Annotated in this window: 17 protein-coding genes; 10 read left to right on the top strand and 7 right to left on the bottom strand. The window is 71.7% G+C overall.

What is annotated here, in order from left to right:
* Window positions 1-121 precede the first annotated feature (121 nt).
* Both AC5WRT_RS36785 and AC5WRT_RS36780 read right to left on the bottom strand, forming a co-directional pair.
* Window positions 122-2,929: an ATP-binding protein gene (locus AC5WRT_RS36785; protein WP_496098524.1), complete on the bottom strand. Its 2,808-nt coding sequence runs from the start codon at window positions 2,927-2,929 to the stop codon at window positions 122-124.
* Between the two features lie 153 nt (window positions 2,930-3,082).
* Window positions 3,083-3,910, bottom strand: coding sequence for a helix-turn-helix transcriptional regulator (locus AC5WRT_RS36780; protein WP_496098523.1), 828 nt, complete (start codon window positions 3,908-3,910; stop codon window positions 3,083-3,085).
* A gap of 112 nt (window positions 3,911-4,022) precedes the next feature.
* On the opposite strand from AC5WRT_RS36780, the gene AC5WRT_RS36775 reads away from it, so the two are divergent.
* Entirely contained in the window at window positions 4,023-5,696 is a 1,674-nt protein-coding gene (locus AC5WRT_RS36775; RefSeq protein WP_496101019.1) for an AMP-binding protein, read from the top strand.
* Window positions 5,693-7,285, top strand: coding sequence for an AMP-binding protein (locus tag AC5WRT_RS36770; RefSeq protein WP_496101018.1), 1,593 nt, complete (start codon window positions 5,693-5,695; stop codon window positions 7,283-7,285). The genes AC5WRT_RS36775 and AC5WRT_RS36770 overlap by 4 nt, the downstream gene beginning before the upstream one ends.
* 180 nt (window positions 7,286-7,465) lie before the next feature.
* On the opposite strand, the gene AC5WRT_RS36765 is transcribed toward AC5WRT_RS36770, so the two are convergent.
* Complete coding sequence (locus AC5WRT_RS36765) at window positions 7,466-8,236, bottom strand: hypothetical protein (protein ID WP_496101017.1); 771 nt, start codon at window positions 8,234-8,236, stop codon at window positions 7,466-7,468.
* 266 nt (window positions 8,237-8,502) lie between these two features.
* On the opposite strand from AC5WRT_RS36765, the gene gcl reads away from it, so the two are divergent.
* Window positions 8,503-10,290 carry a glyoxylate carboligase gene (gene gcl / locus AC5WRT_RS36760; protein WP_496098518.1) on the top strand — a complete coding sequence of 596 codons (1,788 nt, stop codon included), beginning with the start codon at window positions 8,503-8,505 and terminating at the stop codon, window positions 10,288-10,290.
* A 231-nt stretch (window positions 10,291-10,521) separates the two neighbouring features.
* Here gcl and AC5WRT_RS36755 read toward each other — a convergent pair whose 3' ends face one another.
* From AC5WRT_RS36755 to AC5WRT_RS36740, 4 genes are all read right to left on the bottom strand, one after another.
* Entirely contained in the window at window positions 10,522-10,752 is a 231-nt protein-coding gene (locus tag AC5WRT_RS36755; protein ID WP_208898006.1) for a hypothetical protein, read from the bottom strand.
* Between the two features lie 417 nt (window positions 10,753-11,169).
* The gene (locus AC5WRT_RS36750) at window positions 11,170-12,633 is read right to left on the bottom strand and encodes a catalase (protein WP_496098517.1); all 1,464 of its coding nucleotides are present in this window, start codon (window positions 12,631-12,633) and stop codon (window positions 11,170-11,172) included.
* A 199-nt stretch (window positions 12,634-12,832) separates the two neighbouring features.
* Entirely contained in the window at window positions 12,833-13,747 is a 915-nt protein-coding gene (locus tag AC5WRT_RS36745; protein ID WP_496098516.1) for a 2-hydroxy-3-oxopropionate reductase, read from the bottom strand.
* A gap of 31 nt (window positions 13,748-13,778) precedes the next feature.
* Window positions 13,779-14,627: a TIM barrel protein gene (locus AC5WRT_RS36740; protein WP_496098515.1), complete on the bottom strand. Its 849-nt coding sequence runs from the start codon at window positions 14,625-14,627 to the stop codon at window positions 13,779-13,781.
* Window positions 14,628-14,797: 170 nt separating this feature from the next.
* Here AC5WRT_RS36740 and AC5WRT_RS36735 point away from each other — a divergent pair, with 170 nt between their 5' ends.
* The 7 genes from AC5WRT_RS36735 to AC5WRT_RS36705 all read left to right on the top strand — a co-directional run bounded on the left by AC5WRT_RS36735 (window position 14,798) and on the right by AC5WRT_RS36705 (window position 20,680).
* Window positions 14,798-15,061, top strand: coding sequence for a thiamine-binding protein (locus AC5WRT_RS36735; protein ID WP_496101016.1), 264 nt, complete (start codon window positions 14,798-14,800; stop codon window positions 15,059-15,061).
* The gene (locus AC5WRT_RS36730) at window positions 15,058-15,420 is read left to right on the top strand and encodes a helix-turn-helix domain-containing protein (protein ID WP_496098513.1); all 363 of its coding nucleotides are present in this window, start codon (window positions 15,058-15,060) and stop codon (window positions 15,418-15,420) included. The genes AC5WRT_RS36735 and AC5WRT_RS36730 overlap by 4 nt, the downstream gene beginning before the upstream one ends.
* Before the next feature lie 258 nt (window positions 15,421-15,678).
* A complete protein-coding gene (gene uraD / locus AC5WRT_RS36725; protein ID WP_496098512.1) occupies window positions 15,679-16,191 on the top strand; it encodes a 2-oxo-4-hydroxy-4-carboxy-5-ureidoimidazoline decarboxylase in 513 nt (170 codons plus the stop codon).
* A 4-nt stretch (window positions 16,192-16,195) separates the two neighbouring features.
* On the top strand, window positions 16,196-16,591 hold the full coding sequence (uraH, locus tag AC5WRT_RS36720; protein WP_496098511.1) for a hydroxyisourate hydrolase: 396 nt from the start codon (window positions 16,196-16,198) through the stop codon (window positions 16,589-16,591).
* Window positions 16,592-16,594: 3 nt separating this feature from the next.
* Entirely contained in the window at window positions 16,595-17,518 is a 924-nt protein-coding gene (pucL, locus tag AC5WRT_RS36715; protein ID WP_496101015.1) for a factor-independent urate hydroxylase, read from the top strand.
* 59 nt (window positions 17,519-17,577) lie between these two features.
* Window positions 17,578-19,008: an 8-oxoguanine deaminase gene (locus tag AC5WRT_RS36710; protein ID WP_496101014.1), complete on the top strand. Its 1,431-nt coding sequence runs from the start codon at window positions 17,578-17,580 to the stop codon at window positions 19,006-19,008.
* 304 nt (window positions 19,009-19,312) lie between these two features.
* A complete protein-coding gene (locus AC5WRT_RS36705) occupies window positions 19,313-20,680 on the top strand; it encodes a nucleobase:cation symporter-2 family protein (RefSeq protein ID WP_496101013.1) in 1,368 nt (455 codons plus the stop codon).
* Window position 20,681 lies beyond the last annotated feature (1 nt).

Below are 20,681 nucleotides of genomic sequence, written 5' to 3'. Positions count from 1 at the left end.
CCCGGGCGAGCGGCACGCCCATTACGCTAGGTCCCCGAACCCCCGGCTCCCAATGAGGGAACCCCCTAGGGGGCCGGGTGAGGGAAAACCCTCGGTCCGGCTCAGTTAACTAGGGCGACGCTCAGCGCGCCCGTCGAGCCGCCGCCAATCGGACGATGTCCACCCGGGACCGGATCCCCAGCTTGCGGTAGACCCGGGTCAGGGTCGCCTCCACCGTCTTGACGCTGATGTACAGCCGCGCGGCGATCTCCCGGTTGGTGGCGCCCTCCATGACCAGCGCGGCGACCTGACGCTCCATCGCGGCCAGCGCCTGCAGCGCGTCCAGGGCGTCCGGCCCGGGTTCCGGCGCGGCGGCGAGGGACTCGTCCACCTGGCGCAGCCAGGGCAACGCCCGGCAGCGGCGGAACATGCGGGTGGCCTGGTCGTACGCCGAGGCGCCCGGGCGCCCGTCGCGCAACCGGGCCAGGGCGAACGCCGCCCGTGCCTCCTCCAGACCGTAGCCGAGCTTGCCGAGCCGGTCCTGAGCGGACGTCAGCTGGGCCACGGCCGCCTCCAGGTCGCCCCGGGCGGCCCGCACCAGCGCCTCGGAGCGGTCGAGGACCGCGAGCACGCTCCCCCGGCCCAGCCGCAGCGCGTGTTCGCGGCTGCCGTCGATGACGTCCTGCGCCTCGGCCGGTTCACCGGTCCGGACCAGCGCCTCGGCGAGGTCGCCCTGCCAGCGCCCGCGCGCCGGGTCGGTGATGCCGAGGCCCAGCTCCAGCGTGCGCACGCGGCGCAGCGAGCGCACGGTGCCCGCCGGGTCCCCGGCCACGAGCTGGGCGTACCCGAGCGCGCCCAGGGCCCGGGAGAGGTACATCTGGTCGCCGTCCTCCTCGGCGTGCTCCACCGCCTCCCGGGCGAGCGCCAGCGCCCGGTCCACATCGCCGCCGGAGGCCTCCGCGAGCGAGGTGAGCATCGCCGAGGCGGTCTCGCCGATCCCGGAGTCCCGGGCCAGGCGCAGGCTCTCGCGGGCCAGCTCCAGGGCGCGCCCGCAGTGCCCGGCGCGCAGTTCCGTCTCGGCGAGCCCGCGCAGGAAGTGCACCTCGCTCTCCACCGAGCCGCGCCGGCGCACCTCGCGCAGCAGCGCGGTCACCGTCGCCCGGGCCTCGGTCAGCTGGTCGCTCATCACCAGCCAGCGGAACCGGGCGCTGCCCGCCCCGTTGTGGTGCCAGGCCACCCTGGGGTCCTGAGGCTCCTTCAGCGCGCGCTTGATGGTCCGGGGCGCGTCCGGGTGGCCCATCAGGGTCTCGGTCTGCGCCTGGAAGGCGAGGGCGAGCAGCTCGGTGCGCCGGTCCGTGCCGCGTGCGGCCAGCTCGGCGGCGTGTGCGGCGGCCGCACGGGCCTCGGTGAAGTCGCCCTCCACGATCAGCGCCCGCCACGCCAGCTGGTAGTGCACCAGCGCCAGCAGCCGGGGGTCGTCGTCGGCGTCGGCGAGGGCCTGCGGGAAGACGGCGTCGACCTCGGACATGGTGTGTCCGGCGCTGTCGATGACGATGATCCAGGCCCGCACCCGTTCGGCGGGCACGCTCGTACGGGCCAGCACCTCGCGGGCGATGTCGCGGGCCAGGTCGATCTCGCCGGCGGTGATCGCGTCCTCGGCGGCCTGCAGCCGGCGTTCCTGAGGGCTCGGCACTCCCTCTGCGGGGGTGTGCCGGGCGGCCAGCAGACCCAGGTGGGCGGCGACCGAGGGGGCGCCGCGGTCCCGGGCGAGGGCGGCGGCCTCGGCGAGCCGGGCGGCGACCTCCGGGTCGGTGCCGGTGGTGGCCAGGGCGAGGTGCCGAGCGCGTTCGATCGGGTCGGAGGCGGCGGTGGACAGCGCCGCGTGCGCGGCCCGCCGCTCGGGCGCGGGCGCCTCCGCGTACAGCGCGGCCGAGATCAGCGGGTGCGCGAACCGTACGGCGGGGGCGTCCGGCTCGGTGGCCAGCAGGCCCAGTTCGGCGGCCTGGGCGCACTCGGCCTCGGCGTTGTCCCGGCCGGCCGCGTGCAGCAGCGCCGTGGTGGGGCGGGCGCCGGCACTGGCCACCAGCAGGGTGCGGCGGGCCTCGACCGACAGCATGTCCAGTCGGCTGAGCACCAGGGCGCGCAGGCTGGTCGGCACCGGCAGCGGCTCGCCCGGCCGGGGCGGGGTGGGGCTGTCGGCGAGGGCGCGGCCGAGTTCCAGGGCGAACAGCGGGTTGCCGCCCGAGGTGCGGTGGATCTCGCGGACCGTGGAGCGGGGCAGACCGCCGTGGCCGCGGTGGTCGAGCAGCTGGGCGACCTGGGCGCGGGTCAGCGAGCCGAGACGGACCGCGAGGGTGCCCGGCGGGCAGGCACGCAGATACCGGTCGTACGCCTGGCTCTCCGTGCCCTCGGTACGCACCGCGCACAGCAGTTGCACCGGGGTGCCCTCCAGACGGCGGGCGGCGAAGCCGAGCAGTTCGGCGCTGGCCGGGTCCAGCCACTGCAGATCGTCGGCGACGACGAGGACGCCGCCGCGCGCGGCCAGCGCGCGCAGCGAGGAGAGGACCGCGAGGCGCAGGGCGAGGCCGTCGCGCTGGAGGCTGGACTCGCCGCGGCCGGTGAGCGCCGACTCCAGGGCGGTGCGCTGGGCGAGGGGCAGCCGGGGCGCGACGTCGTCGAGGACCAGGCCGAGGAGGTCGGCGAGGGCCAGGAAGGGAAGATGCGATTCGGACTCGGTGGCGGAGCAGCGCAGGACGGTGCGGGCGGTGGCGCCGTATTCCTCGGCCAATGCCCGCAGCACGGTCGATTTTCCTATTCCGGCGGGACCGTGCAGCAGCACACTGCCGCCGGAGGCGAGTTGGTCACGGGCGCCGGCGAACAGATCCTCGCGGCCGATGACCAGGTCGGGGCGGCACCTGGCAGGCTCCTGGAAGTCCCGTCGCACGGTCACCGCTCCCCTCGTGTGTCGTGTCCGGGCCAAATTCTAGGCAACGATCCTTGAAATTCGGACGGAGGCTGCGGTGAGGGAAATAACAGCCGGTCAACCATGAGCGAATTCAAGGCGCCCACGCCGGAATGAGCAGGTTTCCTGACGGTCGTCCCGTCATGGCAACAGCCCCGCCCTGCGGGCCGCGGTCACCGCCTCCCCTCGGGTGTGCGCGCCCAGCTTCCGCATCGCCGAGCGCAGATAGCCCTTCACCGTCTCCGGGCGCAGCCCCAGCCGCTCGGCCACGGCCGCGTTGGTCGCCCCCGCCGCCACCCAGGACAACACGTCGAGTTCCCGCGGCGCCAGGGTCACACCACCGGATCGGGGCGGCGCCGTCAGCAGGCCGCAGGCCGCCAGCAGTTCCGCGCGCAGGCCCGGATCGTCGATCCGCGGCGCCAGGGCCCGCAGCGCCGCATGCGCCTCCCGGACCTGTTCCCAGGCTGCACCCCGGTCGCCGGCGGGCTCCGGCCGGGCCGCCGCCAGCAGTTCCCCGGCCTCGTCCCGCACCACCAGCGCCTGCTCCACGTCCCGCGCGACGGCCATCGCCGCGCCCAGTGTGCGGTCGCCGAGCGGCTGGGCCGAGCGCAGCGCCCCGTAGAGCACCCCGCGCACCCGGCGCCGTACCACCACGGGCACCGCGAGCACCGAGCGGATGCCCTCGGCGGCCACCGGGACGTCGTACTCGTGGCTGATCTGCCGGGAGCTGGAGTAGTCCGTCACCGCGCACGGCCGGGCCAGCGCCACCGACTTGCCGCCGAGCCCGTTGCCCGAGGTCACCGCGAGGGAGCGCAGGGCGGCGGTCGTCGTGCCGCTCAGCTCGCTGATCCGGATCTGCGGCCGGCCGTACTCCACCAGACCGCCGAAGGCGACCGGGAGGCCCGTGGCCCGCCGCAACCGGGCCAGCCCGCCGCCGATCTCCACCGCCCCCGCCGCGTCTGCCGTCACGTGCTCGCCCTTTCTGCCGCCCACACCCCCATACGGGGGTGGTGAGACCTGCATCACGGATTAGACGATGCCAGAGAGCCGCCCGGCAATGGTCCGGTACAGAGGAGGACAGATGACGACGGCGACCGAGCAGTTCCGCGGGGCGCGGGACTTCCTGCTGGAACACCGCGAGGACTATGCCGCCGCGTACGCGGGCTTCGCCTGGCCGCGGCCCGTGCACTTCAACTGGGCGCTGGACTGGTTCGACGTGATCGCCGCCGGCAACGACCGGACCGCGCTGCACATCGTCGGGGAGGACGGCAGCGAGCGGCGGCTGTCGTTCGCCGAGATGTCCGAGCGCTCGAACCGGGTCGCGAACCATCTGCGCAGCCGGAACGTCGCCGCCGAGGACCGGATCCTCGTCATGCTCGGCAACCAGACCGAGCTGTGGGAGACCGCGCTGGCCGCGATGAAGCTGCGTGCCGTGGTCATCCCGGCCACCCCGCTGCTCGGTCCGGCCGACCTGCGCGACCGGGTGGACCGGGGCCGGGTCAAGCACGTGATCGTGCGGACCGGGGACACCGCCAAGTTGGCCGACGTACCCGGTGCCTACACCCGGATCTCGGTCGGCGGGCCGCCCCAGGAGGGCTGGGAGCCGTACGAGGACGCGTACACCGCCCCCGCCGAGTTCCTGCCCGACGGCCCCACGCTCGCCGACGACCCGCTGATGCTCTACTTCACCTCCGGTACCACCGCCCGGCCCAAGCTGGTCGAGCACACCCACGCCTCGTACCCGATCGGGCACCTGGCGACCATGTACTGGATCGGTCTGAAACCCGGCGACGTGCACCTGAACATCTCCTCGCCGGGCTGGGCCAAGCACGCCTGGTCCAATCTGTTCGCGCCGTGGAACGCCGAGGCGACCGTCTTCCTCTTCAACTACACACGGTTCGACGCGGCCCGGTTGATGGCCGAGATGGACCGGGCGGCAGTGACCACGTTCTGTGCTCCGCCGACGGTGTGGCGCATGCTCATCCAGGCCGACCTCGGCCAGCTGCGCACCCCGCCCCGCGAGGTCGTGGCCGCGGGCGAGCCGCTCAACCCCGAGGTCATCGAGCAGGTCCGGCGGGCCTGGGGCGTCACCATCCGGGACGGCTTCGGGCAGACCGAGACCGCCGTGCAGGTCTCCAACAGCCCCGGCCAGCCGCTGAAGACCGGCTCCATGGGCCGCCCCAGCCCCGGCTACCACGTCGAACTCCTCGACCCGGTCTCCGGCGTGCCCGGCGCCACCGAGGGCGAGATCGCCCTGGACCTCGCCGAGCGCCCGATCGGCCTGATGACCGGCTACCACGGCGACCCGGACCGTACGGCGGAGGCCATGGCGGGCGGCTACTACCGCACCGGGGACATCGCCTCCCGCGACGAGGACGGCTTCCTGACCTACGTCGGCCGCGCCGACGACGTCTTCAAGGCCTCCGACTACAAGATCAGCCCGTTCGAGCTGGAGAGCGCGCTGCTGGAACACGAGGCGGTGGCCGAGGCCGCCGTCGTGCCCGCGCCGGACGAGCTGCGGCTCGCCGTGCCCAAGGCGTACGTCGTGCTCGCCGCGGGCTACCAGCCCGGACCGGACACCGCGAAGGTCATCTTCGAGCACTCCCGCCAGGTGCTCGCCCCCTACAAGCGCATCCGCCGGCTGGAGTTCGGCACGCTGCCCAAGACGGTCTCCGGCAAGATCCGCCGGATCGAGCTGCGCGAGGCGACGGCCCAGGGCTCCGAGAACGAGTACCGCGAGGAGGACTTCCGGTGACCGCTGAGCTGTCGTACACGCACGGAACCGGTGCCACCGCCCTGCTCGGCGACACCATCGGCGCCAACCTCGACCGGGCCGTGGCGACGTGGCCGGACCGCGAGGCACTGGTCGACGTGCCCTCGGGGCGGCGCTGGACGTACGCCGAATTCGGTGCGGCCGTCGAGGAGCTGGCGCAGGCCCTGGTGGCCAGCGGAGTCGTCAAGGGCGACCGGGTGGGCATCTGGGCCGTCAACTGCCCGGAGTGGGTGCTCGTCCAGTACGCCACCGCCCGCGTCGGCGCGGTCATGGTGAACATCAACCCGGCCTACCGCACCCACGAGGTGGAGTACGTCCTCCGCCAGGCCGGGATATCGCTGCTGGTCGCCTCCCTCAGCCACAAGGGCAGCGACTATCGCGCCATGGTCGAGGAGGTGCGCCACAGGTGCCCGGCGCTGCGCGAGGTCGTGTACATCGGCGACCCGGGCTGGGAGGCGCTGCTCGCACGGGGCACGGGCGACGCGCCCTACGGGGAACTGTCCTGCGACGACCCGATCAACATCCAGTACACCTCGGGGACGACCGGTTTCCCGAAGGGCGCCACCCTGTCCCACCACAACATCCTCAACAACGGCTTCTTCGTCGGGGAGTTGATCGCCTACACCGAGCAGGACAGGATCTGCATCCCGGTGCCCTTCTACCACTGTTTCGGCATGGTGATGGGCAACCTCGCGGCCACCTCGCACGGCGCCTGCATGGTCATCCCGGCCCCCTCCTTCGAGCCGAGGGTCACCCTGGAGGCGGTGCAGCGGGAGCGCTGCACGTCCCTGTACGGCGTGCCGACGATGTTCATCGCCGAGCTGAACCTCCCGGACTTCGCGACGTACGACCTGTCGACCCTGCGCACCGGGATCATGGCGGGCTCGCCGTGTCCGGTGGAGGTGATGAAGCGGGTCGTCGCCGAGATGCACATGGCGCAGGTCTCCATCTGCTACGGCATGACCGAGACGTCCCCGGTGTCGCTGCAGACCCGGATGGAGGACGACCTCGAGCACCGCACCGGCACCGTCGGCCGCGTCCTGCCCCACCTGGAGGTCAAGGTCGTCGACCCGGCCACCGGGGTCACCCAGCCGCGCGGCACGGCGGGGGAGTTGTGCACCCGTGGCTACAGCGTGATGCTCGGCTACTGGAACGAGCCGGAGAAGACCGCCGAGGCCGTCGACGCGGGCCGCTGGATGCACACCGGGGACCTGGCGGTGATGCGCGAGAACGGGTACGTCGAGATCGTCGGCCGGATCAAGGACATGATCATCCGGGGCGGCGAGAACATCTACCCGCGCGAGATCGAGGAGTTCCTCTACGCCCACCCCAGGATCAGGGACGTCCAGGTCGTCGGGGTGCCGCACGAGAAGTACGGCGAGGAGGTGCTCGCCTGCGTGATCCCGCAGGACGCGTCCGACCCGCTCAGCCTGGAGGAGCTGCGCGCCTTCTGCCGGGGCAGACTCGCGCACTACAAGATTCCCAGCCGGCTGCGGATCCTCGACTCCTTCCCGATGACGGTGTCCGGCAAGGTGCGCAAAGTCGAACTGCGGGAGATGCACCAGGCATGAAACGCTCCTGAGCGAGCAACCGCATCCTGTTCCACGGCGGGCCCCGGGCCGAGCGCGCTGTCGGCGGCACACCCCGACCGGGGCTCGTCGGATGCCGTCGCACGCCGGCCAGGTGCCCGGCGACGACGCCCGCGTCGCCTTGCGGTGCGCCCCGCCGGTGCGCGACCGGCCGGTCGTACGTCAGCCGAGTCCGTCGCGCGCCGGGGTGTCCGGTCCCGGTGCGCCGGTGGTTCTCAGGGCGACGGCCGGGTCGTTCACCGGCCGGGCGACGCCAGCCAGGTCCAGCACGAACAGGGGGATGCCGAGGGCGTCCGCGCCGGCCAGGGCCGCCGCCGTGTACCCGGCGAGGGAGAAGTACACGCAGTCGGCCGACTGCGTCATCGCCGTCAGCCACAGGCACTCCACATCACGCGCCGCCGCCGGGCGCACGGACGGGTCGACCAGGGCGAGGAGGCCGGGCGCGGCGAGCCCGAAGCCGTTCGGCGGCCGCTGGTCGGCGCGGCGGACGTCCCGGTAACCGAGTCGGCCCAGACAGAGCGCGGCCACGGTGACGGCGTCGCGGGCGGTGCGGATGGCGCGCGGCTGGAGGACGGCCCGGCGGACGGCCGGCTCAGGCCTGGTCCCCGCGGCGGGCGTGCCGGGGCCGGCGGGGGCCGCCTCGACCGCCGTCCGTGCTGTCCCAGGGGGCACCGGAGGGGCCACCGGGATGCGCAGGACCGTTCCGCAGGCGCAGCCCAGCTCCGGATGCGGCCACTGGTTCCGCCGCCCGCACGCCGTGCAGGGCACGGCGGTCCACTCGTCCTCCCAGGCCCGGTGTGCCGCTACCAGCGGTCCGGCGGCCGGGTCCAGGTACGGGGCGGTGGGCGCACCGCACGCGCAGGGATACGACGGCGCGGTGTAGACGTGCTCGCGCCGGCAGGCCGGGCAGCGCACCGGCACACTCTCGGGCATGACCCATCTCCCAGGCGTCGCGTCGGGTCCGTCGCGTCGGGACAGCGGCACCCATCCTCCTCCTTCGCCACTCCGTTTGTCCGGCGCTTGCCCTCCTGGCTCCGTCTCTTGACGACATTGGCCTGCACTTCTACATTGATTCCAGATAGCAGAAGTTGAGTTCCGCAATGTGGAAATGCAGCGTCGGAAGTCGACGATCTGGAGACTGTGCTCACCGCGGGGCGCGACGGGAGTACGCATCCGAGAAGCCGAAGCAGGAGTACTCGATGGCTCGTATGACCGCTGCCCGTGCGGCAGTTGAGATCCTCAAGCGCGAGGGCGTCACCGACGCCTTCGGTGTGCCGGGCGCGGCGATCAACCCGTTCTACAAGGCCCTCAAGGAGGGCGGCGGCATCCACCACACTCTCGCCCGCCACGTCGAGGGCGCCTCGCACATGGCCGAGGGATACACCCGCACCAGGCCGGGCAACATCGGCGTCTGCATCGGCACGTCCGGCCCCGCCGGCACCGACATGATCACCGGCCTGTACTCGGCCATCGGCGACTCCGTCCCGATCCTGTGCATCACGGGCCAGGCGCCCACCAGCGTGATCCACAAGGAGGACTTCCAGGCCGTCGACATCGCCTCGATCGCCAGGCCGGTCACGAAGATGGCGGTGACCGTCCTGGAGGCCGCCCAGGTCCCCGGCGTCTTCCAGCAGGCCTTCCACCTGATGCGCTCCGGCCGTCCCGGCCCGGTCCTCGTCGACCTGCCGATCGACGTCCAGCAGACCGAGATCGAGTTCGACCCGGAGACGTACGAGCCGCTGCCCGTCTACAAGCCGGCCGCGACCCGGGCCCAGATCGAGAAGGCGATCTCCTTCCTGCTGGCCTCGGAGCGCCCGGTCATCATCGCCGGCGGCGGCGTCCTCGGCGCCGACGCCGCCGACCTGCTGGTGGAGTTCGCCGAGCTGACCCGGACACCGGTCGTCCCGACCCTGATGGGCTGGGGCGCGCTGCCCGACGACCACGAGCTGAACGCCGGCATGGTGGGCGTGCAGACCTCGCACCGGTACGGCAACGCCACCTTCCTGGAGTCGGACTTCGTCCTCGGCATCGGCAACCGCTGGGCCAACCGCCACACCGGTTACAGGCTCGACGTCTACCGCGGCGAGCGGAAGTTCGTCCACGTCGACATCGAGCCGACCCAGATCGGCAAGATCTTCCCGCCGGACTACGGTGTCGTCTCCGACGCCAAGATCGCGCTGGAGCTGTTCGTCGAGGCGGCGAAGGAACTGAAGGCGGCCGGCAGGCTCCCCGACCGCTCCGCCTGGGTCGCCTCCACCCGGGAGCGCAGGGCCACGCTGTTGCGGCGTACGCACTTCGACGACGTGCCGATGAAGCCGCAGCGCGTGTACGAGGAGATGAACAGGGCCTTCGGCCCGGACACCCGGTACGTGACCACCATCGGCCTCTCCCAGATCGCCGGCGCGCAGATGCTGCACGTCTACAAGCCGCGGCACTGGATCAACTGCGGCCAGGCGGGACCGCTCGGCTGGACCATCCCGGCCGCGATCGGCGTCGCGAAGGCCGACCCGGACTCTCCGGTCGTCGCGCTGTCCGGCGACTACGACTTCCAGTTCCTGATCGAGGAGCTGGCCGTCGCCGCCCAGCACAGGATCCCGTACGTCCACGTCCTGGTGAACAACGCCTACCTGGGCCTGATCCGGCAGGCGCAGCTCGGCCTGGACATCGACTTCCAGGTGAACCTGGAGTTCGAGAACATCAACACGCCCGAGATCGGCGTCTACGGCGTGGACCACGTCAAGGTCGCCGAGGGCCTGGGCTGCAAGGCGATCCGGGTCACCGAGCCGGACCGGCTGGGCGCCGCGTTCGAGCAGGCGAAGAAGCTGGCCGCCGAGTATCAGGTGCCGGTCGTGGTCGAGGCGATCCTGGAGCGGATCACCAACATCTCGATGAGCCGCACCATGGACATCGGCGACGTCAGCGAGTTCGAGGACCTGGCCACCGAGCCCGGCCACGCGCCGACGTCGATCGAGCCGCTGAAGGTCTGACCCCGCCTGACACTCACGAAGGGCGGCCCGTCCCGAAGGACGGGCCGCCCTTTCGCGTCCCCCGTGCGTGCCGTGCCACCCCTGTCGAGGGGCCCGCCGCCCCCGTGCCGGCGGGCCCCCGGTGCCCCTAATCTGCCCGGTCCCGGGGCCGGTTGAAGCCTGTGCCGCGGAGTTCAGAGCTTTATCTGAGGATGACGTAGCCCGCCTACGGCCGCTGCCGTACGCCCGCCGTCAAAGCTCGTGTTCCGACAGCCCCGGCCAGTCGTCGGGCCCGCCGCCCTGCCACTCGATCAGATCGCTCTCCTCCACCTCGATCCGGTCCAGATCGGCCAGCCGAAGGATCTCCACGACATCGTCCAGATGCGAGGCGATCCCGAGCGTCACGTCCCCCTCGGTGACTCGCCGGGACCCGTCCAGGGCGGGGGAGTGGACCACGATGTGCGGGAACTGCGTATTGCCCATGGCTTCAGCCTCCTGCGGATACGGCGGCCCCGCACGCCGAACGAGCCCCGGGGGTCCGGACGGCACGAAGCGCTCCCCCGGCAGGGAGAGCGCTTCGTGTCCGTGTGGTGACCGTCCGACGGCGCGAGGCTGGGCGCGACAGGTCGTTCGCGCCGCCGGACGGGGTGGGTGGCCCCCGAAGGAAGGGGGCTGGGCGGGACCGTGGTGGTGCGACGGGGCCGGGTCCCCTGCCCTCTGGTCGAGAAGGGGACCCGGTCCTTCACCACCGCACTGGCTCGCGGACCACCACGGTCCTCGCCCTGCCCGCGCCCACCGCCGTACGGCCACCCCTCATCCGGGCCGTGCGGCAGCCGCGCGGGCCGCGTGCGGACCGTGACGTTCCGTCAGGCTTCGCACGCAGCAGGTGGGTTGCCGGTCTCAGTCCTCGCGCAGGGCGCGGACCGCCTCCTCCACGCGCCTGCCGTACTCCGGGTCGGCGGCGTGGAAGTGCGCCAGGTTCTTCTCGATCACGTCGTCGCGGGAGACCTGCGAGAGGCTGCCTGCGATGTTCGCGACCAGGCGGGACTTCTCCTCCGCCGACATCAGGCGGTACAGCTCGCCGGCCTGGACGAAGTCGTCGTCCTTGGCGTGGAGGGGCGCCGCGTGGGTGCCCGTGTGGCCGAGGACCGCCAGGGGGGCCGAGAGCGGGCGGCCGGTCTCCACCGGGCCGTCGTAGGAGTTCGGCTCGTAGTTCTTGGCGCCGCGGCCCTGGGGGTTGAGCGCCATGAAGCCGTCGCGGCCGTAGTTCCGGGCGCCGCCCGGGACCGCCTTCGGGGAGTTGACAGGCAGCAGGGTGTGGTTGACACCCAGGCGGTAGCGGTGCGCGTCCGCGTAGGCGAACAGGCGGCCCTGGAGCATCTTGTCCGGGGACGGGCCGATGCCGGGCACGAAGTTGTTGGGGGCGAACGCGGCCTGCTCGACCTCCGCGAAGACGTTGTCCGGGTTGCGGTCCAGCACCAGGCGGCCCACCCGCCGCAACGGGTGGTCCCTGTGCGGCCACACCTTGGTCAGGTCGAACGGGTTGAAGCGGTAGTCGGCCGCGTCCTCCACCGGCATCAGCTGGACGTAGAGGGTCCAGGACGGGCGCACTCCGCGCTCGATGGCCTGGAGCAGGTCCGTCTGGTGGGAGTCGGGGTCCTTGCCCGCGATCTCCGCGGCCTGCTCGCTGCTCAGGCAGCGGATGCCCTGGTTCGTCTTGAAGTGGTACTTGACGAAGAAGGCCTCGCCCCGCGCGTTCGTCCACTGGTAGGTGTGCGAGCCGTAGCCGTTCATGTGGCGGTACGAGGCCGGGATGCCACGGTCGCCCATCAGCCAGGTCACCTGGTGCGTGGCCTCGGGGGAGTGCGCCCAGAAGTCCCAGACGTTGTCCGGTTCCTGACGCCCCGTGAACGGGTCGCGCTTCTGCGAGTGGATGAAGTCGGGGAACTTGATCGGGTCCTTGATGAAGAACACCGGGGTGTTGTTGCCGACGAGGTCGTAGTTGCCCTCCTCGGTGTAGAACTTCACCGCGAAACCGCGCGGGTCACGGACGGCGTCGGCGCCGCCGAGGGAGTCGGCGACCGTGGAGAAGCGCACGAACACCTCGGTGCGCCTGCCGATCTCGCTCAGGAAGTCGGCGTGGGTGAAGCCGGTGACGTCGTCGGTCACCTCGAAGTGGCCGTACGCGCCGGAGCCACGGGCGTGCACGACGCGCTCCGGGATCCGCTCGCGGTTGAAGCGCGCGAGCTTCTCCAGCAGGTGCTGGTCCTGGATCAGGAGCGGGCCGCCTACGCCGGCCGAGGCGGAATTCTGGTTGTCGGCGACCGGGGCGCCGGACTCTGTCGTGAGCACGCGCTGCGACATCGTGGACCTTCCGTGCGGGGCAGCGGAAACCTGTTTCCGCTTTGTGGAGCCTAGAAGTCTTCGTGGAGCCTAGAAGTGGGCCACCCTGACGTCAACAGTTTGTTGAACGGGGGGGTGGGTGTTCCGGGCGGCGCCGCCGCCTGGGCGCGACAGGACAGGTGTCGGCGGCGGCGCCACCCGGAAGTCCGTGGGGTACCGGTCAGACCCGGGCGCCCGAGAGGCGCTCCACGGCCCGCAGCAGGGCCGAGTGGTCCAGGCCGCCGTCACCCTGGGCGCGCAGCGAGGCGACCAGCTGGGCGACCACGGCCCCGACCGGCAGAGCGGCGCCGACGTTGCGGGCCGCGTCGGTGACGATGCCCATGTCCTTGTGGTGCAGGTCGATGCGGAAGCCCGGCTTGAAGTCGCGCTCGAGGAAGTTGTCCTTCTTCCGCGTCAGTACGGTGGAGCCCGCCAGGCCGCCGGCCAGGACGTCGAGCGCGGCCTTCAGGTCCACGCCGGACTTCTCCAGGAAGACCACGGCCTCGGCGCACGCCTGGATGTTCACGGCGACGATCAGCTGGTTGGCGGCCTTCACGGTCTGGCCGCAGCCGTGCGGGCCGCACAGCACGACGGTCCTGCCGAGCGCCTCGAAGATCGGCCCGGCCTGCTCGAAGTCGGCCTGCTCACCGCCGACCATGATGGACAGCACGGCCTCGACGGCTCCGGCCTCGCCGCCGGAGACCGGGGCGTCCAGCACGCGGATGCCCCTGCCCTCGGCGGCCCTGGCAAGGTCGACGGAGGTCTGCGGGGTGATCGAGGACATGTCGATCAGCAGGGCGCCGGGCCTCGCGTTCTCCAGGATGCCGTCCGGGCCGTAGGCGATGGCCTCCACCTGCGGGGACGCCGGCACCATGGTGATGACCACGTCGGCGTCGCGCACGGCCTCGGCGACGGAGGAGGCGGCGGTGCCGCCGGCGGCCACCAGGCGGTCCAGCTTCTCCTGCTCCAGGGTGAAGCCGGTGACGTCGTAGCCGGCCTTGATCAGGTTCTCGCTCATGGGGGATCCCATGATGCCGAGGCCGATCCACGCAATCGCCGGACGGGTCGGGTGGGAAGAAGCGGGGAGGTTGCTCATGATGGGGGGCCTCTCTTGCTGCTCTGCAAAGTCAGGGGGTTCGGCGCGCGGCGCGGGCTTCGCGAGGGAGCCAGTCGAAGCACTCGGCGCTCGGGCGGTCGCCGGCCTTGTACTCCAGGCCGACCCAGCCGTCGTAACCGGCCTTCCGCAGCTGGTCGAGCAGTTCCTCGAGCGGGAGCGAACCCGTCCCCGGGGCGCCGCGGCCGGGGTTGTCGGCGATCTGCACGTGGCCGGTCTGCGCCGCGTACCTGTCGATGACGGTCGGCAGGTCCTCGCCGTTCATGGACAGGTGGTACAGGTCCATGAGGAACTTCGCGTTGCCGAGGCCCGTCGCCGCGTTGACCTTGTCCACGATGTCGACGGCCCTCGGCGCGCTCACGATCGGGCACAGCGGCGACTCGGGCGCGTTGAGCGCCTCGATCAGCACGACGGCGCCGATCCGGGCGGCCGCCCGGGCCGCGAGGGCGAGGTTCTCCAGGGCGAGCGCGTCCTGCTCGGCCGGGTCGACGCCCCCGACGCGGTTGCCGTAGAGCGCGTTGAGCGCCTTGCAGCCGAGGGAGGCGGCGAAGTCGGCGGTCACGTCGATGTTGGCGCGGAACCTCTCCGACTCCGCGCCGGGCACCGACAGGGCCCCGCGGTCGGGGCCCGGCAGTCGCCCGGCGTAGAAGTTCAGGCCCGTGAGCTGCACGCCCGCGTCCTCGATCGCCTTCCTCAGGGCGTCGAGCTCGGACTGCTCGGGGGTGGGGGAGTCGACCCAGGGCCACCACAGCTCGACCGCCGTGAAGCCCGCCGCGGCGGCGGCCGCGGGGCGCTCGAGAAGCGGGAGTTCCGTGAAGAGGATCGACAGGTTGACGTTGAAGCGCTGGTCTGCGAATCCCATTCGGGCCGCGCTCCCTTCCGTGGTCGATATTCCGTATTGCGGAAGTTGCCTTCTGCTTGATGGAAGAGTGCCGTCCTGTGTCGGTGCTTGTCAAGGGGGCCGGGCCGGCCTGGCGGCCCCGGGCCGTTCCTCGCTGCCCGAAAGCGGGCGGCGCGCGTTAGGTTGTGCGCGTGCGATTGAGAGTGGAGTTCACGACCGAACCCTTCGACCTGGACGAGGCGCCCGCGCACGCCCTGGTGGCGCGGGAGGTCGTCGAGAACGCCGGACTGGACGCCGTCGACGTCGGCCCGTTCGGCAACACGGCCGAGGGCGACGCCGACCGCGTCCTCACCGCCGTGGACGCGCTGTTGCGCAAGACCCTGGAGGCCGGTGCCACCCGCATCTCGCTCCAGGTCAACGTGATCGACGACGGGATCGGGGAGGGCGGCAGATGAGCGGGGACGAGCCCTTCATCGCGGCCGTGAAGCCGCTGGTCGACGCCATGGGCGCGGAGATGATCCCGCCGGACGAGGCCGGCCCCGAGGACGTCGTGCTCGCCTGGGAGGGCGTCGACGTCGTCGCCGTACGCCTGCCCCAGCTCGCGGACTCCCTCGACCACATCCTGGCCGCGATGGAGCGCCGACGGGGCAGACCGCTGGCCGACCTGGACCGCAAGGCCAAGCAGGAGATCGTCCGCACGCTGGAGGCGCGCGGCGCCTTCTCCGTGCGTCACGGCGTGGAAACCGTGGCCGGCGCCCTCGGCGTCAGCCGGTTCACGGTCTACAACTACCTGAACCGCGAGAAGGGCGCGTAGTGCTCCGGCCGGAGGCGGCATGCGTGGCGGGGGCGGCCGTCGTCGCGCCGCTGCTGCGCCGACAGGTGGGTGCACCCGTGCGGCGGAGCCGCATGGCGGGCGCGGCCCCGCACCCTGAGGGGTGCTGCTGCCGCCCCGAACCGGGAGGTTTGTCACCCGGAGGAATTTTCAACAAAGTGTTGACGTGGCGTCGCCGGGGGCGTTAGCTATCGGCAGCCCGCTGAAGCACGAAGGCCGAATCCGGCCACGGAGGCTCCCGTGACGTCGATTTCCACGCCCCCGGGCCTGGCCCGGTTCAACGACCTGGAGGAGCGCGCGGCCCTCGCCGCCCTTCACGAGGCGTGCGCCTCCACCGAGTGGGCCCGGCGACTGCTCGCCGCCCGCCCCTATGCCACGCGCGAGCAGCTGTACGCCGCCAGCGACGCCGCCATGGCCGAGCTGACCACGGCGGACCTTCAGGAGGCGATGGCCGGGCATCCGCCGATCGGGCGCCCGAGGCCGGGGGACCCGACCTCCGCGCGGGAGCAGGCCGGCATGGCCGGCGCCGCCGAGGAACTCAGGGCCGAGATGCTCGAACTCAACCTGGCCTACCAGGAGAAGTTCGGCCATGTGTTCCTGATCTGCGCCACCGGCCGCACCGGTGAGCAGATGCGCGACGCGGTCAAGGAGCGGATCGGCAACTCGCCGGAGCGGGAGCGGGAGATCGTCCGCACCGAGCTGGGCAAGATCAACCGCATCCGACTGGCCCGACTCGTCGAAGAGGACGCCTGACACCATGAGCACCAGCACCACCGCCTCCGTGTCCACGCACATCCTGGACACCTCGATCGGCCGCCCCGCCGAGAGCGTCGCCGTCCGGCTCAGCGCCCGCGGCGGACGCACGGCGCACTGGCGGGAACTCGGCGGCTCCGCGACCGATGCCGACGGCCGGTGCAAGGACCTGCCGGCCCTGCCGGAAGGGACCACACACGTACGGCTCGACTTCGCGGTGGAGCCGTATTTCGAGAAGAAGCAAGCCGATGCGCAGCAGGACGCCCCCGCGAATCGGGACAGCGGACCGGTCGTGTTCTTCCCCGAGGTGGCGATCACCTTCGCCGTCGTGGCGGGCGAGCACTACCACGTACCGCTGCTGCTCAACCCGTTCGGCTACTCCGTTTACCGAGGGAGCTAGCTCATGCCCACCATCCTGGGACAGAACCAGTACGGCAAGGCCGAGAACCGAGTCGTAAAGATCACGCGGGACGGCGCCACCCACCACATCAAGGACCTCAACGTCTCCGTCGCGCTGAGCGGCGACATGGACGAGGTCCACTACTCCGGCTCCAACGCCCACGTCCTGCCGACGGACACCACGAAGAACACGGTGTTCGCGTTCGCCAAGGAGCACGGCATCGAGTCCGCCGAGCAGTTCGGCATCCACCTCGCCCGTCACTTCGTCACCTCTCAGGAGCCCATCCACCACGCCCGGATCCGGATCGAGGAGTACGCCTGGGAGCGGATCGAGACCTCCGACGCCAACTCGCAGTTCATCGGCGCCGACGAGGTCAAGCACTCCTTCGTCCGCAAGGGCCAGGAGACCCGCCTCACCCAGGTCACCTACGACGGAGAGAAGTGGGAGGTCGTCTCCGGTCTGAAGGACCTGACGGTGATGAACTCCACCCACTCCGAGTTCTGGGGGTACGTCAAGGACCGGTACACCACCCTCAAGGAGGCGTACGACCGGGTCCTGGCGACCTCGGTCTCCGCCCGCTGGCGGTTCAACTGGACCGACGACGAGCAGAGGACGCCCAACTGGGAGAAGTCCTACGAGCAGGTCAAGAAGCACATGCTCCAGGCCTTCGCCGAGACCTACTCCCTCTCCCTGCAGCAGACGCTGTACCAGATGGGCGCGCGCATCATCAACAACCGCAGCGAGATCGACGAGGTCCGCTTCTCGCTGCCGAACAAGCACCACTTCCTGGTCGACCTGGAGCCGTTCGGTCTCAAGAACGACAACGAGGTCTACTTCGCCGCCGACCGGCCCTACGGCCTGATCGAGGCGACCATCCTCCGGGACGGCTGCGAGCCGAGGATCCCGGTCGACATGACCAACCTCTGACGCGGGACGCGTGTCCCCGGCCCGCGGGGCCGGGGACACGCCACACCGGAGGGAACACCATGGCAGAGCCTGCGCAGGGGCCGGCCCACGCCCCTTGCTCCACCCCGCCGGCGCACACCGAGGACCGCGTCGTCATCGAGAACTGCGCGGTCGCGACCGTGGACGCGGCCGACACGGAGTACGCCTGCGGCCACCTCGTCCTCGCCGGCGGCCGCATCGAGTCGGTCGGCGCGGGCCCGGCGCCCGAAGGCCTGGAGAACGTGGTGCGCCGGATCGACGGGAGCGGCCATCTGGCCACGCCCGGACTGGTCAACACCCACCACCACTTCTACCAGTGGATCACCCGGGGCCTGGCCACCGACCACCACCTGTTCGACTGGCTCGTCGCGCTGTACCCCATCTGGGCGCGCATCGACGAGGGGATGACCTACACGGCCGCGCAGGGTTCCCTCGCGATGATGGCCCGCGGCGGTGTCACCACCGCCATGGACCACCACTACGTGTATCCGCGCGGAGCCGGCGACCTGTCCGGCTCGATCATCCGGGCCGCCGCCGACACGGGCGTCCGCTTCACGCTGGCCCGCGGCTCCATGGACCGCGGCGAGAAGGACGGCGGCCTGCCGCCGGACTTCGCCGTCGAGACGCTGGACGCCGCGCTCGCCGCCACCGAGGAGACCGTCGAGCAGCACCACGACGCCTCCTTCGACGCCATGACCCAGGTGGCCATGGCCCCCTGCTCCCCCTTCTCGGTGTCCACCGAACTCCTGCGGGAGGCCGCCGGGTCGGCCCGCCGTCTCGGCGTACGGCTGCACACCCACGGCTCGGAGACCGTGGAGGAGGAGAGGTTCTGCCACGAGCTGTTCGGCATGGGCCCGACCGACTACTTCGCGTCCACGGGCTGGCTCGGTGCGGACGTGTGGATGGCGCACTGCGTCCACATGAACGACTCCGACATCACCGCGTTCGCCCGCACCGGCACCGGGGTCGCCCACTGCCCGTCGTCCAACGCCCGGCTGGGGGCAGGCATCGCGCGGGTCCCCGACATGCTGGAGGCCGGCGTCCCGGTCGGCCTCGGCGTCGACGGCACCGCCTCCAACGAGTCCGGCGAACTCCACACCGAGCTGCGCAACGCCCTGCTGATCAACCGGCTCGGCGCCCGTCGCGAGGCCGCGCTGAACACCCGCCAGGCGCTCCGGCTCTCCACCCACGGCGGCGCCCGGGTGCTCGGCCGGGCCGACCAGATCGGCTCGCTGGAGCCGGGGAAACTGGCCGACGTGGTGCTGTGGAGGATGGACACCCTCGCCCACTCCTCCATCGCCGACCCGGTCGCCGCGCTGGTCCTCGGCGCGGCGGCCCCGGTCACCGCGTCGTTCGTGGGCGGCCGGCAGATCGTGGAGAACGGCCGCCTGCTCACCGTCGACGAGGACGCCGTCGCCCGCGCCACCCGCGAGGAGGCCCGGCGCCTCGCCAGGATCACGGCCGAGGCCTGATCCCCGCACACGCCGGTGGACTGCCGTGCTCACGGCCGCCCGCCGGATGCCACTCCGGCCAGGAGGGACGGCTCCCGGCCGGGGTCCGTGGACCCGAGCGGGGTCCACGGCAGCCGTCCGGGGCGCGTGTCCAACGCACGCGCCCCGGACGGTCAACCGCTCGAACCGCTCGGACACCCCCGTCCCCGGTCCCTCCCCCGGCTGCCGGCTTCGCCCGAGCCGGGAGGCGCCCCCCATGACCGCCCGCACCACCTCCATGAAACCCGCGTCGAGGACGACGTGTTAACCGCTCGGAGGAGCCGCTGTGGCCGCCCATCCTGTCGACGAGAAACTCCCCGCCCTCAAAATGGCGACCAGCGGCCTGCAGCACGTGGCCGCCATGTACGCGGGGGTCGTCGCCCCGCCCCTGATCGTCGGCGCGGCCGTAGGCCTGTCCGGCAAAGAGCTCACCTTCCTCACCGGAGCCTGTCTGTTCACCGCCGGGCTCGCCACCTTCCTGCAGACCCTCGGCCTCTGGAAGATCGGCGCCCGGCTGCCCTTCGTCAACGGCGTGACCTTCGCCGGCGTCGCCCCCATGACGGCGATCGCCGCCTCCGCGAAGAACAGGGCCGACGCCCTGCCGATGATCTTCGGGGCGGTCATCGTCGCCGGTCTGATCGGCTTCCTCGCCGCGCCCTTCTTCAGCAAGGCGATCCGTTTCTTCCCACCTGTCGTCACCGGTTCGGTCATCACGCTGATCGGCGTCTCCCTGCTGCCCGTCGCCTTCGGCTGGGCCCAGGGACCGAACCCCGCCGCGCACGACTACGGCTCGACGACCTACCTCACCCTGGCCGGCATCACCCTGCTGATCGTCCTGCTGCTGCGCCGGTTCACCCACGGCTTCGTCAAGCAGATCGCGGTCCTGCTCGGCCTGATCGTCGGCACCCTCATCGCGACACCCTTCGGCGTCACCGACTTCAGCCCCGTCGCGCACTCCGCCGTCGCCGGCTTCCCGACCCCGTTCCACTTCGGCGCACCGACGTTCCACATCGCCGCGATCCTGTCCCTGTGCGTGGTGATGGTCGTCTCCATGACGGAGTCCACCGCCGACATGCTGGCCCTCGGCGAGATCGTCGAACGCCCCGCGGACGAGAAGACCATCGCGGCCGGCCTGCGCGCGGACACCCTCGGCTCCGCCCTGAGCCCGCTGTTCAACGGTTTCATGTGCAGCGCGTTCGCCCAGAACATCGGCCTGGTCGCCATGACCCGGATCCGCAGCCGCTTCGTCGTCGCCGTGGGCGGCGGCTTCCTGGTCCTGATGGGCCTGTGCCCGATGGCCGCCTCGCTCATCGCGGTCGTCCCCCGCCCGGTCCTCGGCGGCGCCGGCGTGGTCCTGTTCGGCTCGGTCGCGGCCAGCGGCATCCAGACCCTGGTCCGGGCCGGACTGGAGAAGGACAACAACGTCCTGATCGTGGCCGTCTCCCTCGCGGTCGGTATCGTCCCGATCACCGCGCCGGACTTCTACCACGCCTTCCCCGACACCGCGAAGATCGTCCTGGACTCGGGCATCTCCACCGGCTGTGTGACGGCCGTGGTCCTGAACCTCCTTTTCAACCACGTCGGCAGGGACAAGGAGGCCCAGGACCTCACGCACCCGATGGAGGCGGGACAGGAACTGACACCCGCCCACTGAA

The organism is Streptomyces sp. NTD91 (assembly GCF_059510455.1).
This window is presented reverse-complemented; position numbering and strand designations above follow the sequence as displayed.

Coding starts and splice junctions, on each gene's coding strand:
- AC5WRT_RS36710 (WP_496101014.1), top strand. CDS start 17,578: ATGGCAGAGCCTGCGCAGGGGCCGGCCCACGCCCCTTGCTCCACCCCG.
- gcl (WP_496098518.1), top strand. CDS start 8,503: ATGGCTCGTATGACCGCTGCCCGTGCGGCAGTTGAGATCCTCAAGCGC.
- AC5WRT_RS36730 (WP_496098513.1), top strand. CDS start 15,058: ATGAGCGGGGACGAGCCCTTCATCGCGGCCGTGAAGCCGCTGGTCGAC.
- AC5WRT_RS36765 (WP_496101017.1), bottom strand. CDS start 8,236: ATGCCCGAGAGTGTGCCGGTGCGCTGCCCGGCCTGCCGGCGCGAGCAC.
- AC5WRT_RS36750 (WP_496098517.1), bottom strand. CDS start 12,633: ATGTCGCAGCGCGTGCTCACGACAGAGTCCGGCGCCCCGGTCGCCGAC.
- AC5WRT_RS36775 (WP_496101019.1), top strand. CDS start 4,023: ATGACGACGGCGACCGAGCAGTTCCGCGGGGCGCGGGACTTCCTGCTG.
- pucL (WP_496101015.1), top strand. CDS start 16,595: ATGCCCACCATCCTGGGACAGAACCAGTACGGCAAGGCCGAGAACCGA.
- AC5WRT_RS36755 (WP_208898006.1), bottom strand. CDS start 10,752: ATGGGCAATACGCAGTTCCCGCACATCGTGGTCCACTCCCCCGCCCTG.
- AC5WRT_RS36745 (WP_496098516.1), bottom strand. CDS start 13,747: ATGAGCAACCTCCCCGCTTCTTCCCACCCGACCCGTCCGGCGATTGCG.
- uraH (WP_496098511.1), top strand. CDS start 16,196: ATGAGCACCAGCACCACCGCCTCCGTGTCCACGCACATCCTGGACACC.
- AC5WRT_RS36740 (WP_496098515.1), bottom strand. CDS start 14,627: ATGGGATTCGCAGACCAGCGCTTCAACGTCAACCTGTCGATCCTCTTC.